This is a genomic window from Rhizosphaericola mali (assembly GCF_004337365.2).
GTDB classification, from domain to species: Bacteria; Bacteroidota; Bacteroidia; order Chitinophagales; family Chitinophagaceae; genus Rhizosphaericola; species Rhizosphaericola mali.
Genome location: NZ_CP044016.1, coordinates 1,682,035 through 1,697,808, shown reverse-complemented (window position 1 = coordinate 1,697,808; position 15,774 = coordinate 1,682,035). Strand labels below are relative to the sequence as shown.

The 15,774-nt window shown below is 34.4% G+C and carries 15 protein-coding genes and 1 tRNA gene; 4 read left to right on the top strand and 12 right to left on the bottom strand.

Annotated features, from left to right (window positions below; translation table 11 throughout):
• Positions 1–16: 16 nt before the first annotated feature.
• From E0W69_RS07440 to E0W69_RS07430, 3 genes are all read right to left on the bottom strand, one after another.
• Entirely contained in the window at positions 17–3,181 is a 3,165-nt protein-coding gene (locus E0W69_RS07440) for an efflux RND transporter permease subunit (protein ID WP_131329388.1), read from the bottom strand.
• 97 nt (positions 3,182–3,278) lie between these two features.
• Positions 3,279–4,454, bottom strand: a complete 1,176-nt coding sequence (locus E0W69_RS07435; RefSeq protein WP_131329387.1) for an efflux RND transporter periplasmic adaptor subunit — start codon at positions 4,452–4,454, stop codon at positions 3,279–3,281.
• Positions 4,455–4,553: 99 nt separating this feature from the next.
• On the bottom strand, positions 4,554–5,720 hold the full coding sequence (locus tag E0W69_RS07430; RefSeq protein ID WP_131329386.1) for an MFS transporter: 1,167 nt from the start codon (positions 5,718–5,720) through the stop codon (positions 4,554–4,556).
• A gap of 98 nt (positions 5,721–5,818) precedes the next feature.
• Here E0W69_RS07430 and E0W69_RS07425 point away from each other — a divergent pair, with 98 nt between their 5' ends.
• Both E0W69_RS07425 and E0W69_RS07420 read left to right on the top strand, forming a co-directional pair.
• Positions 5,819–6,193, top strand: coding sequence for a winged helix-turn-helix transcriptional regulator (locus tag E0W69_RS07425; RefSeq protein ID WP_131329385.1), 375 nt, complete (start codon positions 5,819–5,821; stop codon positions 6,191–6,193).
• Positions 6,165–6,404 (top strand): hypothetical protein, encoded by a 240-nt coding sequence (locus E0W69_RS07420; protein WP_131329384.1) that lies wholly within the window; start codon positions 6,165–6,167, stop codon positions 6,402–6,404. Before E0W69_RS07425 ends, E0W69_RS07420 begins: the two co-directional genes overlap by 29 nt.
• Before the next feature lie 49 nt (positions 6,405–6,453).
• Here the strand turns inward: E0W69_RS07420 and E0W69_RS07415 are convergent, their stop codons facing one another.
• Positions 6,454–7,032, bottom strand: a complete 579-nt coding sequence (locus tag E0W69_RS07415) for a TetR/AcrR family transcriptional regulator (RefSeq protein ID WP_131329383.1) — start codon at positions 7,030–7,032, stop codon at positions 6,454–6,456.
• Positions 7,033–7,282: 250 nt separating this feature from the next.
• Here E0W69_RS07415 and E0W69_RS07410 point away from each other — a divergent pair, with 250 nt between their 5' ends.
• Positions 7,283–8,290, top strand: a complete 1,008-nt coding sequence (locus E0W69_RS07410) for a hypothetical protein (protein ID WP_131329382.1) — start codon at positions 7,283–7,285, stop codon at positions 8,288–8,290.
• Here E0W69_RS07410 and E0W69_RS07405 read toward each other — a convergent pair.
• From E0W69_RS07405 to E0W69_RS07365, 8 genes are all read right to left on the bottom strand, one after another.
• Positions 8,267–8,782 carry a hypothetical protein gene (locus E0W69_RS07405; RefSeq protein ID WP_131329381.1) on the bottom strand — a complete coding sequence of 172 codons (516 nt, stop codon included), beginning with the start codon at positions 8,780–8,782 and terminating at the stop codon, positions 8,267–8,269. The two genes, E0W69_RS07410 and E0W69_RS07405, sit on opposite strands and share 24 nt — an antisense overlap.
• 84 nt (positions 8,783–8,866) lie before the next feature.
• Positions 8,867–9,091, bottom strand: a complete 225-nt coding sequence (locus E0W69_RS07400; protein ID WP_131329380.1) for a hypothetical protein — start codon at positions 9,089–9,091, stop codon at positions 8,867–8,869.
• Positions 9,076–9,354 carry a hypothetical protein gene (locus E0W69_RS07395; protein ID WP_131329379.1) on the bottom strand — a complete coding sequence of 93 codons (279 nt, stop codon included), beginning with the start codon at positions 9,352–9,354 and terminating at the stop codon, positions 9,076–9,078. The genes E0W69_RS07400 and E0W69_RS07395 overlap by 16 nt, the downstream gene beginning before the upstream one ends.
• A 316-nt stretch (positions 9,355–9,670) precedes the next feature.
• Positions 9,671–10,924, bottom strand: coding sequence for an IS4 family transposase (locus E0W69_RS07385; RefSeq protein WP_131329378.1), 1,254 nt, complete (start codon positions 10,922–10,924; stop codon positions 9,671–9,673).
• 65 nt (positions 10,925–10,989) lie between these two features.
• Entirely contained in the window at positions 10,990–11,241 is a 252-nt protein-coding gene (locus E0W69_RS07380) for a hypothetical protein (protein ID WP_131329377.1), read from the bottom strand.
• Positions 11,242–11,297: 56 nt separating this feature from the next.
• Complete coding sequence (locus E0W69_RS07375; RefSeq protein ID WP_131329376.1) at positions 11,298–11,627, bottom strand: helix-turn-helix domain-containing protein; 330 nt, start codon at positions 11,625–11,627, stop codon at positions 11,298–11,300.
• Positions 11,628–12,076: 449 nt separating this feature from the next.
• Entirely contained in the window at positions 12,077–13,306 is a 1,230-nt protein-coding gene (locus E0W69_RS07370) for a site-specific integrase (RefSeq protein ID WP_131329375.1), read from the bottom strand.
• A gap of 243 nt (positions 13,307–13,549) precedes the next feature.
• Positions 13,550–13,638 (bottom strand) — tRNA-Ser (locus E0W69_RS07365).
• Between the two features lie 165 nt (positions 13,639–13,803).
• Between E0W69_RS07365 and E0W69_RS07360 the strand changes: the two genes are divergently transcribed.
• Positions 13,804–15,753 (top strand): M1 family metallopeptidase, encoded by a 1,950-nt coding sequence (locus tag E0W69_RS07360; protein WP_131329374.1) that lies wholly within the window; start codon positions 13,804–13,806, stop codon positions 15,751–15,753.
• Positions 15,754–15,774: the final 21 nt, after the last annotated feature.

Sequence of the window (15,774 nt, the reverse complement as noted above, 5' to 3'; positions counted from 1 at the left end):
AAACTATAGTTGTGGATTATTGATGGTTGGACGTTGATTCCGCAGGAATGGTTGATACATTTTTGCCACTTACTTTTTCTTGTAAATATTGGAAAATGATATATAGTACGGGAATGATAAATATTCCAAATAATACGCCTGTAACCATTCCGCCGACCGTACTCATTCCGATAGAATGGTTTCCTTTTGCTGATGCACCGTGTGCCCATACGAGCGGCAACATACCAACTATAAACGCTAATGATGTCATCAAAATAGGACGCAATCTTAATCTGGATGCTTCTAACGCGGAGTCCACTAAACCCATTCCATTTTTACGTCTTTGGACGGCATATTCTACAATCAAAATCGCATTTTTTGCCAATAGACCAATCAACATGATGAGTCCGACTTGAACGTAAATATTGTTTTCAATTCCTGCTAAACCAGTAAATGCAAATACACCGAAAATACCTGTAGGAATCGTCAATACTATGGCGAATGGTAAAATGTAACTTTCGTATTGCGCCGCTAATAAGAAGAATACAAATATCACACTCAACAAGAATATAAAGGATGTTTGTCCTCCTGTGGCTTTTTCTTCACGAGTGATTCCCGTCCATTCGTACGAATATCCACGAGGTAAAACTTGTTTCGCTGTTTCTTCAAAAGCTCTAATTGCATCACCTGTACTATAGCCAGGATTTGGGGTGCCATTAATCGTCACTGCATTGAACAAATTGTTTCTAGTTACGGTTTCTGGTCCAAAAGTTTTTTGTAAAGTAACAATCGTTTTTACCGGAACCATTTCATCTAAATTATTTTTTACAAAAATATCATCTAGGGAGTGTATGTTGGTTCTGTCCTGAATATCAGCCTGCGCCATTACTCTATAGTATTTACCGAAACGATTGAAATCAGAAACAAAACTACTTCCATAATAGACTTGCAAAGTCTGCATCAATTCACTAATAGAAACACCAAGTTGTTTAGCTTTTTCAAAATCTACATTGATATTATACTGTGGATTTCCTGCGGCAAATGTGGTAAATGCAAATGCAATTTCTTTACGTTTCATCAATTCAGTCAAAAAATGCTGTGTTGTGCTACCTAAATTTTCCAAAGATCCATTACCACGATCTTGCAACATACATTCAAATCCACTCACATTACCAAAACCCTGTATCGTAGGGAAAGAAAAAAAGAATGTACTTGCATCTTTTACTTGTGATGTTTTTTGAGTCAATTTCACTAGAAGTTTGTCTGGATCGTCAATAGAGCCCCGGCTACCTAAAGGATTCAACTGAATAAAACCTGCTGCATAAGGAGCCGCGCTTGCATTACTTATAAGATTTAAACCATCTGTAACCCAATGTTTATGTACGGAAGAGTCTTTGTTTATAATCGATTCTAATTCCCTTGTAGCTTTGTTTGTTCTATTTCTTGAACTTCCGGGAGGAGTGTTAGACGCGTAAACTATAAATCCTTGATCTTCATTTGGAATAAAACCAGTTGGTGCGCGTTTAATTAAAACTACACAAAAAACAGAGATTAATGCAAGAAAACTTATCGCTACCCATTTGTGTTTTGTTAGAAAACGTAGGTTTTTTACGTATCTATTGGTCAATTTTTCAAAGCCGAAATTGAATGCTTTAAAAAAGCGTTGTTTGAAAGTTAATTTTTGTTGATCGAGTTCTTCTCCGTGTATATTTTTCAAGAAAATAGCACACAACGCTGGACTCAAGGTCAAGGCATTAATTGCAGAAATGATAATCGCAATCGCTAACGTAAATGCAAATTGTCGATAAAACACACCTGCAGGACCTTTCATAAATCCAACTGGAACAAATACCGCCGCCATTACCAAAGTAATAGAAACAATGGCTCCAGAAATTTCATTCATCGATTCTATCGTTGCTTCTTTCACCGGTTTGTGCGTTTGTTCCATTTTAGCGTGCACGGCTTCGACCACAACGATGGCATCATCCACCACAATACCAATTGCTAAAACCAAGGCAAAAAGTGTCAAAAGATTTATGGTAAAACCAAATAATTGTAGGAAGAAAAAAGTACCCACAATCGCCACAGGTACTGCAATAGCGGGAATTAAAGTCGAACGAAAATCTTGCAAAAACACAAACACGACGATGAATACCAATATAAACGCAATAATTAATGTTTCTTTAACCTGGTCTATGGAAGCGTGAAGAAAATCTTTAGAATTATACAGTTTAAATACTTTTACACCTTTAGGTAGTAATGGTGTAAATTCCTTTTCAAGACTTTCGATTTCTGTAATGATATCATTTGCATTAGAACCTGCGGTTTGTAAGATGGAAAAACCTGCAACTGATTGCCCATTCATTCTAGCACTTGTACTATAGTTATATGAACCAAACTGCACTCGTGCTACATCTTTCAAATGAAGCATCGAACCATCTGCATTTGCTTTAATAACGATATTTTCATATTGCTCAGGTTTGTTGAATTTGCCTTTGTATTTGAGAATGTACTCGTATGTTTCTGGGCTATTCTGTCCAAATCGACCTGGTGCTGCATCTAAACTTTGATCTTGAATTGCCTTAGTAACCTCTTGCGGAGATAAATTATTAGCTGTCAATCTATCAGGTTTTAGCCAAATACGCATACTATAATCTTGAGATCCAAAAACCTGCGCTTGTGCAACCCCTGTAATACGTTGGATCTGCGGAATAATATTAATTTTCATATAATTCTGCAAAAACAATTCATCGTATTTGGTACTATCATCGCTTGATAATCCCATAAACAAAATCATACTGTTTTGTACTTTCTGAGTTGTAATCCCCGCCTGTATTACCTCTTGCGGAATCTGACTATTAGCTTTGGAAACTCTATTTTGAACGTTCACCGCCGCAATATCAGGATCTGTTCCTTGTTTGAAAAATACCGTCAAAGTCATGCTCCCATCATTACTGGAGTTGGAAGTCATGTACGTCATATTTTCCACACCATTCACCGCTTCTTCTATCGGCGTGGCAACAGAACGCGCAACGACTTCAGAGTTGGCTCCTGGATAAGATGCTGTAACTTGCACACTTGGTGGCGCGATATCTGGAAACAGATTGATGGGTAAATTGAATAATGCCAATGCGCCGAGCAAGAGCAAAAGGATGGAAATGACGGTCGAAAGGACCGGTCTTTCTATAAATCTTTTTAACATAAGAGAATGAGTTTACTTGTACGAGGTTTTGCCTCGCATTAAAAAGGAGATAACTATAAAATGATTTTCTTTTTTAGACTATATATTTATAGCTTAACTATTGTGGTCTTGCTTTGATCAAACTATCAGATGCAAATGGCAAAGGCTTGATCTGTACGCCATCGTGGAGATTCCCCGAACCGACATACACAATTTTCTCACCTGGATTCACACCTTTGGAAACGAAATAATAATGTGCGGTTTGCCCCGAAACCGTAATCGGACGGCTTTCTACTTTGTTACTATCGCCTACTGCAAATACAAATACTTTGTCTTGAATTTCAAATGTAGATTCTTGTGGTACGAGTATCATTCCATTTAAAGTTTCTGGAAGTCTGATTTTCGCAGTGTTTCCAGTGCGCAGCATTCCTCCATTATTTGGGAAAGTAGCTCGTAACGTAATAGCACCAACGGTTTTGTCAAACTGACCTTCAACCAAACTAACTTTTCCTTTTTGAGGATATACACTATTATCAGGCATAATAAGCTCCACTGCGGGCACATTTCGTACCTTTTCTTCTAAAGTATTTCCCGCATATTTATTTTTGAAAGCAATAAAATCAGGTTCACTCAAAGAAAAATAAGCATACATCTCTTGTACATCAGAAACTATAGTCAAAGGTTGTGATATAGTTTGAGAAACCAAACTCCCTTGTTTGTATGGAATACGACCTATATAACCGCTCACTGGCGCTTTTATAGTTGTATATCCGACATTGATATTTGCATTGCCAACACCTGCGGAAGCCTGTGCTACCAAGGCTTTAGCATTGGCATACTCTTGTTGTGCTGTTTGTAGTTGCACGGGCGAAATAACTTTCGCATCCACTAATGGAGACAATCTTTCCATCTCTAATTTAGCTTTTGCCATACTTGCTTTCGCTGCGGCAAGTGCGGAATTAGAATTTTGTAATTGTTGACTATAAACGCGTGGATCGATATGAAACAAAGGTTGTCTTTCGTGGACATACGCACCTTCTTCCACATATATTTTATCTAAAAAACCTTCCACTTGTGGACGTATTTCCACATTTGTTTTTCCTTCTAAAGAAGCGGGAATTTCTTGATAAACAGTATTGCTCGTATTTGAAAGTGTGAAAACGGGAAGTTCTGGAGCAGGTGCTGCTGCTGTATTGGAAGCCTCTGTACTGCTACAACCATATTGGAAAATTGCTAGCGAAAGAAGCGCACTTAATAAGAATTTTTCTGATTTAAAAACGGATGTCGATGACATGAAATAACAATTTTATATTGTGAAATTGGAAACACTGAATAGAGGTATTTATTTATACTTTTTTGACGCATTAAGGTCGATGATTTGTACAATTGTAAATTAAGCATAGCGGGGCTTTTTCTTAGATTTCCTTTCCATTAGCACTCTGGTGAAGACCATTATTATAGCCAAAATACCAAATAACAATCCTACCCATGGTACATTTGAAATACCTTTTGAAACAATGATCCCTCCGCCAATCATAGTGCCTAAAGAAACTCCAAGATTTCCAGTAGAAGTGGCAAGGCTATTTGCAAATTCTAAATGATTAGGTACAGAAGAAATCATATACGTAGATGCATTTAAAAAGGAAGGTGTGTATAAAAAGCCCCAAATAGCTACCACAACGATAGTTGTAATGGTATTTCCACCGGAATAGTACAATAATATTGGAATAAGTATTGTTCCTAGAAGAAATAAAAGGGTGGTTTGTGTTACATTTTTATTTAACATTTTGCCTGCAATTCTTACAGAAAAAACACCCATAATCCCAAATAAGAAAAGCATATAGCTTATCATTGTATTACTCATATTTTTGGCCTTGCCCAAATAATCGGCAAAATAACTATAGGTAGAAAACCAAGAGGTTATCATAAAAATATTCATTATCGTACTCACCAAAAAGATTGGATTTTTAAGTATGGATAAATGATGAGAAAATGATTTTTTCACTTTTACTGGAAGCGAAGGTAAAATGCTATAAATAATTACGAAAGAGAGGATACTCACTATTGATTGAATTATAAACGAATACTTCCAAGTGTATAAACTTGCTAACCAAGTTGCAAACGGAACGGTGGTGACCATCGCTATAGCAATACCACTAAATACAATGCTCATTAACTCATTTTTATATTTATTTTCTGCCCCACTTACTGCTACAGATAGCGCAGTGGATATATATACGGGTTGAAGAAATGCTGGCAATATGCGAACTATAAGCAATAACCAAAATGGTGGTTGAAAAAAGGATACAACTCCTGTTACAATGAATAGGAATATAGACAATAGCATTACTTTCTTTCTATCATATTTAGAAGCTACCAATGTCATGATAGGTCCAGTTAGTGCAATAATCAAGGCAAATACACTTAATAAATAACCCGCTTTATCTATTGCTATATTATAGTATGTGGCAATCTGTGGCAATATTCCAATAATTCCAAACTCGGTGGTAATAACCGCTAACATTCCAAGTCCGCCAACATATGCAAATTTTTTATTCATTTTTATTTTTCAACTTTAGTGAAATGCAAAAATACCTTACCTTTACATGATTCCGATAGTACACAATTAAATGTGAGGTACTTACAAATTTGTAAGCTATGGCAAAAAGAAAAGAGAACTCAACAAATATGTTGAATGAAAAATTAATAATGGAATGTGATTTATTGTACGCAATAAATAAAGTAGGAGGAAGATGGAAATTAATGATCTTATCTAAACTACAAAAAAGAAAATTACGTTTTAGTGAAATCAAAAGAGAAATTCCTACTATAACAGAACGTATGCTGGCACTACAGTTAAGAGAACTAGAAAAAGACGAATTTGTGAAACGAACTGTTTATGCAGAAGTTCCACCCAAAGTAGACTATGAACTTACAGCAGTGGCTAGAGAGCTAATTCCAGTTTGGCGTCAATTAGAAAATTGGGCGAAAAAGCATAGAAAATATGAAGGTGTTGATCACGTTACCCCATAATGGGATAAAATTTTATTTTGATTTATTAGTAAATTATTTAAATGAAATAAAAACGGCAAATGCGTTAGGGACTTGGTCTTTTGCCATAAGATCAACCAATGATGCCATCATCTGTACTTACGATGCCGATCCAAGCCCAAACAATCAATGTAAGTTAAGCACTTATTTGGATTCATTTTTTTCTATAATTAATTTAATTTTATTTCTGTAAAAATTGCTTCCTATATTAAATCTAACCTTATGAATTTGGAGAAAAAAAATTAGTTTTTGATTGTGTCAATTAAAAAATTTGTCAATTGATTCAACCTTTTTTTATCATTAAAAAGCAAATCAGCATTCCAAAGCGAAGCAAAGCTTGTAACAACATAGTAAGCAATTAGATTAGGATCTTTATCTGAAGCTAATTCTCCTTTTTCTTGAGCTTCTTTAAACAGTTGCTCGAATAGCTGAATAGATTTAAGCGCTTGGTCTTTTAGCAATTTACCTGCTTCTTTATCAATACGAGAAAGTTCAAAGGTTGAATTAATTGCCAAACAAGTTTTGGAATCGCTAAAAATAGTCTTAACTATATCTTTTATAATTTGAATGGCAGCCAGCAAAGGAGATTTAGCTTTGGATGCAGAGATTTTGTAACTTTTTTTCTTCTCAGCTATATAGTTATGAAGGCATTTTATAAATAGCTCATGCTTGTTTCCAAAACTATCATAAATGCTACTTCTATTCAATTCTAGAGTATTTACCAAGTCATTCATAGTCGTAGCTTGATATCCCTTCTCCCAAAATAAATTGCGAGCAGCTTCTAATTTATCTTCATATTTAAATTCTTTATTCCTTGGCATGTCGCAAAAATATAAATTAAAAACCTGTCGTTCCGAAATTATTACTAATAATCTTCCTTTTTAACAGCAATCAAAAAAAAATTAGTTTATATAGATTTATCTATTTAAGAAATCGTTTTTTTGGTAGGCTACAAAAAATCAGCAAATTTTAGTAATGTATTTAAAAAATAATGGTTATTTTCCTATAAAATTACGTTTTGGTATGACAATTTCCTATCTTTATTTTGGGTAAACGCATAATCCATTCTCCATGTCTATTCCATTCAAAAATCTGAACTACCGTTACTACCGCCAATATTTGGATCGGTATTTTGGTAAACATTCTTTGTTGTCTTATGGCAAGTATGGACTTTTTGAAGACTTTGCATTGGAGGATACGTTTGAGTTTTGGTCTGCTAATCTGGATAGTTTCATCGTTCGTTATGCCATAGATGAGATTGATTTCCTTTGTACAGAGCGATGTTTTCAAGATATTTTTGACATAGTTGTTCCGTATAGGACACCTCAACATATTGTACGTGATAATGGAACGGATTTGGAAATCACCCTGGAACAAGCCAAAGAGATTATGGCTCATTTCCAAAAGGGATATCTATTGGGAATGCAAGATTTTACGGAAGAAACTACTGCTCTCACATGGATAAATGATAGTGAAGGACGGTTGAATTTTTTAAAAGATATGGGAGATGAACTTTTGAATCTCTATCATTATGATGGAGAAACTGTTCCCGAATGGATCCAATTTTTTGGTAAAATCCAAGCTTATCTTATCTTCTGTGCGCATCTTTTTATAGATATTCAAACCGCTAAATTTTATAATAATCCTGCTAAAGCTTTGAGCTTTCAAGAAAAAAAGAAAGAAAATTTGACGGTCGTAAGCATAGAAAATAACAAAATATCCGAAAATTCTAACTCTAAAAATATAGAAGTTAAGACAGATTCATCCGATAAAAATATCCCACAAAAGATAACTTCTACTGCTGAACAAAAAGATCTATTATCCGTTTGGGAAGCTTATTTAAGTATAGCTCCACAATTAAAAAACGAAAAAAAATCGCTTATTGCATCCCAAATAGTGAAGGGGCTTTTTACAAAAAGTTCAGCAAGTAGAGAAACTATAACGTTGCGTCCAGGAGATTTTGACCATGGCGTCCGTTCCATAAATTTGCTTCTAGGAGCGGCCAGAATCTGCTACGAGATTAACTTAAAAGGTAAAGGAAAACAGGAAGGTACTTTAAACGTCTTGAATGGACGCTAACATATAATAGCATTTATCTTCATTTGAAATAAAAAATAGTCCCCTAATTTCTGCATTAGTTAAAATTTTTCCATTGATCGTAAATGCAAGCGAAAGTTGATAGTATCGCCCTTTATTTTTCAATGTAAACTGTAATCGAATAGGTTCGTCTGAAATTTTTATCTCATTTACATACTTGGGCATTGGTTTCTGACGCATGTAGTATCGTAATTTTCCCATATTAGAATGATAAATATTCTTTTCCCTGGCGATCAGTGGCAATGCACTTTGCCAATTATGGAAGCATTGGAGAAAATCTTCAGACATTTCAAACAAATCATCATAGTAGTATTCGACACGTTTTTTTGCATTGGTAATCATATCTTGACAGATACTATAAAGTTCTTTTTGATCCAGTAACTTAAAATCTTCACTTTTAATTCCTTCAAACCCTTTCCCAAATCGTTTTAAGGGAACTCCATTTTTGTTTAAAGTATCTAATAATGGCACCAATACTGAAAAAGTTTTATAGGCTCGACTCTCAGAATGTACTACAAGCCAGGCTAATTTTTTAAATTGAAGTTCTTGCTGATTGATTTATGGTTTTATTTCTGGGATTTTCTCAAATTCAATGATTTTTATTTCATCCGTTTCATAAAGAGCTCCAAGCGAAGCATCTGGCATGATAAAATTTCGGTTACTATTGATATTCTTATGAAATAGTTTAGTGTTTTTTAATGCAAGTTCAATGAGATTTCCTGGCGCAAAAATTTTAAAGAAATCTTTTTGAGAATAAGTAATATGTGTTAAAACAGAATACATGTGTGAACAATAGAACGTCTCGTAGTAAAGCAAGAGCAATTAATATCTACATATTTAGGTGTGATCCAAATAGATACATCTTCTTTTCTTTGCCCTTTTTGTTGCGTATGATATACTAGATAGTCTTTACGAAATTCGTGAAAATTATTATTCATTTGGGAGAATCTATCTCCAGCGTATAATCCGTGAAAATTTATATCTTCAGAAAAGACGTAAGGCGTTTCAAATTCGAGCCTGTAGGTGGGTGATTTTGTATTTGCCATAATACTATAGTTTTATGCAAACCACGTATTATAGACCTATGTATTCAACTTAAAATCTATGTAAATTACAGAACTTCTTTTCTATAAGAAAAAAGTAAACTATAATAGTTTACTTTGAAATATTTTGAATGATTTTTTCTAGTTTGGACATCATTTCCTCTTTTTAATTGAGCATCCGTTCGTACAATACAATTTTATCTTCATGGAGCTGTATGAGCTTTTCAATTGGATTATTTTGAAATGTTGGATTTTAATTATTAGCGTCCGAGATGATTGCCTATGAATGTATAAAATGATCTGGAAGTATTGGTATTGGTCAGAAGTTGAGTTTAGTTTGCAAATAGGGGTCTGTTTTGGTTTGTTTATGTTTTAGGTTATTTTTAGGAGGCTTTTTTCGTACGCGTTTTTGATTTCGGCAGAGAATGATGGCAGCAATGGATAGATAGGTCATTAAATGCAGGCTGACGATTGAAGCTAGTGTGGAAAAAGCCATTGTGGCTTTGTTTTCTTGGTAGAGCACCTGCAAGAGTACCAGTCCAATCAATGCACACCAGATCTGTATCTGGATGGCATTTTCATTATCCCCTAAAAAGTAGTTCAATGGGAAGTTTTGTTTTAGTTTTTTGAAGAACTTTTCTATTTGCCAACGGTTTTGATAAATAGCCACAATATCGGAAGCAGCCATTTCGATGTTGTTTGTCCAGTAAATAAACGCCGTTTTATGCTTTTGGCTGTAATAGGCTACCCGTCTTAATTGTAGCGTTCTTTTGACGCTGGTTTGTTCTATATTGTCGTTGTAGCCAACCAGGATAAGCTCATCTTTGAGGATGTTCGGTTCTTCGTCTTTAAGCTCCAGTTCCCTGATGGAATGATATTGTGCGTTTTCTTTTTGGGGCACTACGTAGCTGACACCTCTTTCATTGAATTTTTCAAACTGCTGGTAATTGACGTAAGCTTTGTCAAATGTAATAATGGAGCCATCGGGCAGCTCTTTGATGCATTCGTAAAACTGTTGGTCGTGCATGGCGGCAGCGGTGGATTTGACAAAGCTAGGCATGTTGTTGTCCGCCTTCAGTAATGTATGGACTTTGTAGCCACCCTTGCTTCTGCCATCTAATCGCTTACGTCCTGCGGGTTTCAATATAGCTTTAAACAGCGATATCGTGCTGCTGTCGAGGATGTATAATTTGCTGGCAATGCCAGGCTTCAATGGGCTGTCCGAGATAATGTGCTTGTATTTCTGGTAAATGCTCTGGTAGAGTGTTGCGAATACCTCGCTGGTCCTTTTCTTGTTGCCGTCGCTGAGGGTGCTACGGGCGGGTACTTTTTTTAGGTCAAGATGATTGAGTTTACCATTACACAACTCAAGCCCCGCCTCTACTTCGCGCAGATTGGTACAACGGGCAAATATACAATAGAGCATGGTGGTTAGATGGTCTTTGAAACAAAGTTTCTTACTGTACTTGTCGGCTTTGTGTTGTTGGCATGCACTCGATATTAGATTATCGTCTATCAAAGAAAGTACCTGTGCGAAAATCGGCTGTCCGACATAGTTCATAACTTTGTCCATATCTCATTCTTTTTGGTGTGGTAACTACAAAGATGAGAAAGGGCGGTCAAAAATGACCGCCTTTATTAATTTATCTCGGACGCTAATGGATTGTAATTTATTAACCCTTGTGTTCCATGAAACGTATTAGAAATAATATTTACTGCTTTTTCTTCATCGAAATTTTGAATTGCTTCTACTGGAATTTTAAGCGCAAGTGACAACTTTTGAAGCAAAATCGGTTCTATAGCTTCTTTTTGTTCCAATAAAGAAACTTTTTGTTGATTCCAATCTTCTCCAAGTTCCCATGCCAATGCATCCTGCTTTATGCCCAGCATTTCACGAAATCTTTTGACATTACGCCCTTCATGTACTTTGTGCTCTTTTGTTTAAATTATTTAGAAATTTGAAATTCTTTTTGTTTTAAAATTTTATTCAATTCTTCTTTAGAATAAAAAATAACTCCACCTATTTTACTAAATGGAATAGAACCATTATTTCTTAATGTTTGAAGCGTTCCATGACTAATACCCAACATTTTTTTTATCTCATTACTTTTAATCCACTCTTTTTCAATTGGATGTTTTTTTTCTTTTAGCGCTATTCTAATTTCAATTAGTAACTTTTGTTGAAAATCGTATAGTATTCTTCTTATTGCTTCCATCATTACTAATGTATTTTCATTAATATCGAATTCTTTCTTGGAATGATTTACATTATTCATAATAAATTATTTTATAAAGCAAAACTTCAAAGAATTGATTTGAATAATCCCAAGTTGGTCACAATGTACATTGTTAATTTATGACAAAAATAGGATTTAGTGTTGTCTAATTTCAGCCTGAAGAATTCTTAATACATCAGTATCTTCTCCAATTTTTCGTTGGCAATTCTTGTGCAGATCTTTTGTAGAATTGATTAAGAGAAAAATGATTATCATTTCAGATGAGTCTTAAATTATTATCGATAATATAGAATATAAAAAGAAAGGACAGCATATGCATATTTTTTAATATAACTTAAAACTTAAATATTTACATTCAATGGCAAAATAGGAAATGAAGGATAAATCAATCTTATTTATCCTTCATTTTTTTCTCAAGTAAAGGAATTCGAATCTGCGATTTAGAATCCTATATTTAATTACAATTTCTTCTTTTAATGAAAGAGAAATTATGTAGATTCTGTAAATAGTTTTTGTTTTAAAATATGCATATTATCACTAATTTTTTTATTTGTCACTTTAGCGTAACGTTGGGTTGTTTTTAATGATCTATGACCAAGCATTTTACTTACTGATTCTAAAGGCATATCATTTTCAAGAGTTACAGTTGTTGCAAATGTATGCCTAGCAGAATGTGTAGACAAGTCTTTGTTAATTTCACAGAGGTCTGCAATTTCCTTAAGATATCCATTAAATTTTTGATTACTTTTTATTGGTAATAATACATTGTTAATTAAGCAATGTGGATGGCTTTTATATTTATTAATTATTTTGATTGCAGGAGGGAAGAGTGGTACACATTCATAAGTTTTAGTTTTCTGTCTATTTTTTGAAAGCCAAAGACCACCATCTACACCTGTAAATAAATTATCCTTGTTAATTTCTTTAACATCTGCATAAGCAAAACCCGTGAAGCACATAAATACAAAGCAATCTCGTGCTTCTTCTAAGCGGGAAATCGAAAATTCTTTATCCATTAATTTATTTAATTCATTCATTTCTAATCTAACTGGATTTTCGTCTTCGTATACACATTTAAATGTTCCAGCTAAATTAGTACTAGTCCATCCTCTATTATTTGCCAATATAAATATTGTCTTAACTCTTGATATATATTTCATCGCTGTATTATTGGATAGTTTTTCATGAATAGAAAGATAATGAAAGAAGTCGCTTAAGAATGCATGAGAAATATCAGAAAATTGTATATCTGCATTATTGTTTTTTTGTTTTAAAAATCTTTTAATTTTTATGGATGTGTAATAATATTTATTATATGTTGTAATAGAAGTTTTTCCAATTTTTAGCTTTTCCTGGTACTGTTTAAGTAGAAAATTAAAAGCGTCTAATAGCGTTTTTCTATCGTCAGAAATACCTAAATATTCATTCTTAAGTAATAATGGCGTGACTATTTTTCCAATAGTAATTAATCTGCTATGGTGTTGATGGATGGATGTTTTTATTGCCTCTAAATGATTATTTAGAGTTTGTGCTTCTGCTGATTTTCCATTAGCCTTTTGAAGCTTGGCATTCCAAAGAATAGCATTAATTTTTCGATTTGTTGAGATTTCAATGCGATCACCGTTGATAGTGATTCTTGCATAAATTAATGAAAGCCCATCTACATTTCTAGATTTTGCTTGCCAAAATCTAATGGAAAAGGTTTGATTTAAGTTCATGATGAAACATTAAAAAGTTAAAAAATGAAATAATCATAACTTTCAAAGTAACAACTCGGTAATTTGTTAAATATCAAATGTTTAGATCTAATTCGGTTAGCAATTTTATTAAAAATTTGTGCTAACCGAATTGCAACCTTTTTATTTGAATTTATTTGAACTAAATCGGATTAGAAATAAAACAAAAAACCGTGATAATCATTGATTTACCACGGTTTTAAACTAGTTTGAACTCCTATCTAGCGGTGAGGAAGGGATTCGAACCCTTGGTACAGTTTAACCCGTACGGCAGTTTAGCAAACTACTGATTTCAGCCACTCATCCACCTCACCTTTAAGAACTTCCTTCTTATTTCGTATCAGAAGGGGTTGCAAAAGTAATAGGCAGAATTTGATATTCCAAATATTTTTTCAACTTTTTTAAAAAAATCTAAAAATTGGCTAATCTGTTGATTTTCATTGCTTGTATTGTAACTTCGGCTCTCTAAAATTACACACATGAAGCGATTACTCTTTTCTACATTTCTTCTAACAACCATAAGTGCTGCCCATGCTCAATACAATCCGCATGAAGCATTTGATCCTAATTTTTACACTTCCAATGGGAATGAATATCGAAGTGCAAGCGGGTTACCTGGACCAAAATATTGGCAGAATAAAGCTGATTATAAAGTGGTGGCGTCATTTGACACAAGTTCTATGTTGTTGAAAGGGAATGTGGAAATCGACTACAAAAATAATAGTGGAGATTCATTGAAATATTTATGGTTGGAACTAGATCAAAATAATGATAAGGAAAACGAACGTGGACGATTAATGCAAAATCCAACTGCCAAAGTGGATGAAAAAAAAGGGTTTCAACTGGCATCAGTGCAAGTATTAGTGGATGGTAAATGGGAAAAGGTAGATTATATTTTGAACGATACAAGAATGCAAATTAAACTCAAGCATAAATTTGCAGGTAATAGTTCGATAAAGATTGCCATTGATTATTCCTATACATTATTAGAAAATGGCGGCGGAGACAGAAGTGGATATTTAGATACTAAGAATGGTCGTATTTATGAATTTTCCTATTGGTACCCACGCATGGCGGTATATGACGATTTGATTGGTTGGAATACATTGCCATTTGTTGGTGGCGGAGAGATGTATATGGACTATGGAAATATAGACTATACATTGACCGTTCCTAGTAATTTGATGTTAGTTGGTTCTGGTGAATTGGTAAATGAAAAAGAAGTATTTACTTCAACAATTTTAGGTAAATTAAATCAGGCTAGAAATTCTGAAAATACGGTTGTTATTCGCAGTAAAGAAGACTTGAATAAATCATTTACCCAAACTAAAAACGGTACGACTACTTGGCATTTAAAAATGGAAAATACGCGTGATGTTGCTTGGGCGATGTCCAAAGCGTATATCTGGGATGCCGCCAAAATTGATTTACCCGAAAATAAAACTGCATTAGCACAGTCAGTTTATCCTGGGGAAAGTATTGCAGGTGATAGTGGGTGGACCAATGCAACCCAATATTTGAAAGGCTCTGTGGAGATTTTCTCCAAACATTGGTTCCCTTTTCCATATTCAGTTGCAACTAATGTTGGTGGACCTGTTGGTGGAATGGAATTCCCCGCTTTGGCATTTGACCATTGGAAAGCTTCTGGTAAAGATCTTTGGATGCTAGTTTCGCACGAAATTGGACATTCTTGGTATCCTATGATTGTTGGTTCAAATGAACGTAAAAATGCTTGGATGGATGAAGGCTTTAATACTTTCGTAGATATCTATGCGCAAGATGAGTACAAAAATGGTCGATTCGCTCCAAAGCGCGACGGTGAATACGCTGCGAAAGGAGGTAATCCTGCAGATGAAATTATTCCAGTAATTGCAGATCGTAAAAATGGCGCATTTATTATTACTGCGCCAGATGCGACCGATTATAAAGATGTACATCCATTGGCGTATTTTAAAACCGCTTTTGGACTTGTGCTATTACGCGAGGTGATATTGGGACAGGAGCGTTTTGACTATGCTTTTAGTAATTATACCCACGATTGGGCATTCAAACATCCAGCACCAGAGGATTTTTTCCGTTCAATGGAAAATGGGGCAGGAGAGGATTTGAGTTGGTTTTGGCGTGGTTGGTTTTATAAAAATTGGCAAGTTGATCAGGCTGTCACAAAAGTTGTTCAGACCAAGAAAGATGGTCGTTATGGTGCAGATATAACTATAGAAAATAAAGAAAAATTACCGTTACCTGTTCCTGTTGAGATTAAGGACAAAAGTGGTAAAGTGAAAACTTTTCAATTACCAGTGGAAATTTGGCAAAGAGGTGGTACTTGGACTTTTCATGTAGATACAGATGCCGCGTTGAGTCAAGTAATTTTAGATCCGAAACATCAATTACCAGATATTGATCGTTCTAATAATGAATGGAATGGTTAGTATTATTACTAGGTAAAAAAA

Excerpts from the sequence above, each read along its gene's own strand:
- E0W69_RS07440 (WP_131329388.1), bottom strand. The coding sequence starts at position 3,181 with ATGTTAAAAAGATTTATAGAAAGACCGGTCCTTTCGACCGTCATTTCC.
- E0W69_RS07420 (WP_131329384.1), top strand. The coding sequence starts at position 6,165 with ATGAAGGTGTTGATCACGTTACCCCATAATGGGATAAAATTTTATTTT.
- E0W69_RS07400 (WP_131329380.1), bottom strand. The coding sequence starts at position 9,091 with ATGTATTCTGTTTTAACACATATTACTTATTCTCAAAAAGATTTCTTT.
- E0W69_RS07375 (WP_131329376.1), bottom strand. The coding sequence starts at position 11,627 with ATGAATAATGTAAATCATTCCAAGAAAGAATTCGATATTAATGAAAAT.
- E0W69_RS07360 (WP_131329374.1), top strand. The coding sequence starts at position 13,804 with ATGAAGCGATTACTCTTTTCTACATTTCTTCTAACAACCATAAGTGCT.
- E0W69_RS07415 (WP_131329383.1), bottom strand. The coding sequence starts at position 7,032 with ATGCCAAGGAATAAAGAATTTAAATATGAAGATAAATTAGAAGCTGCT.
- E0W69_RS07370 (WP_131329375.1), bottom strand. The coding sequence starts at position 13,306 with ATGAACTTAAATCAAACCTTTTCCATTAGATTTTGGCAAGCAAAATCT.
- E0W69_RS07410 (WP_131329382.1), top strand. The coding sequence starts at position 7,283 with ATGTCTATTCCATTCAAAAATCTGAACTACCGTTACTACCGCCAATAT.
- E0W69_RS07435 (WP_131329387.1), bottom strand. The coding sequence starts at position 4,454 with ATGTCATCGACATCCGTTTTTAAATCAGAAAAATTCTTATTAAGTGCG.
- E0W69_RS07380 (WP_131329377.1), bottom strand. The coding sequence starts at position 11,241 with ATGCTGGGCATAAAGCAGGATGCATTGGCATGGGAACTTGGAGAAGAT.
- E0W69_RS07430 (WP_131329386.1), bottom strand. The coding sequence starts at position 5,720 with ATGAATAAAAAATTTGCATATGTTGGCGGACTTGGAATGTTAGCGGTT.
- E0W69_RS07385 (WP_131329378.1), bottom strand. The coding sequence starts at position 10,924 with ATGGACAAAGTTATGAACTATGTCGGACAGCCGATTTTCGCACAGGTA.
- E0W69_RS07395 (WP_131329379.1), bottom strand. The coding sequence starts at position 9,354 with ATGGCAAATACAAAATCACCCACCTACAGGCTCGAATTTGAAACGCCT.
- E0W69_RS07425 (WP_131329385.1), top strand. The coding sequence starts at position 5,819 with ATGGCAAAAAGAAAAGAGAACTCAACAAATATGTTGAATGAAAAATTA.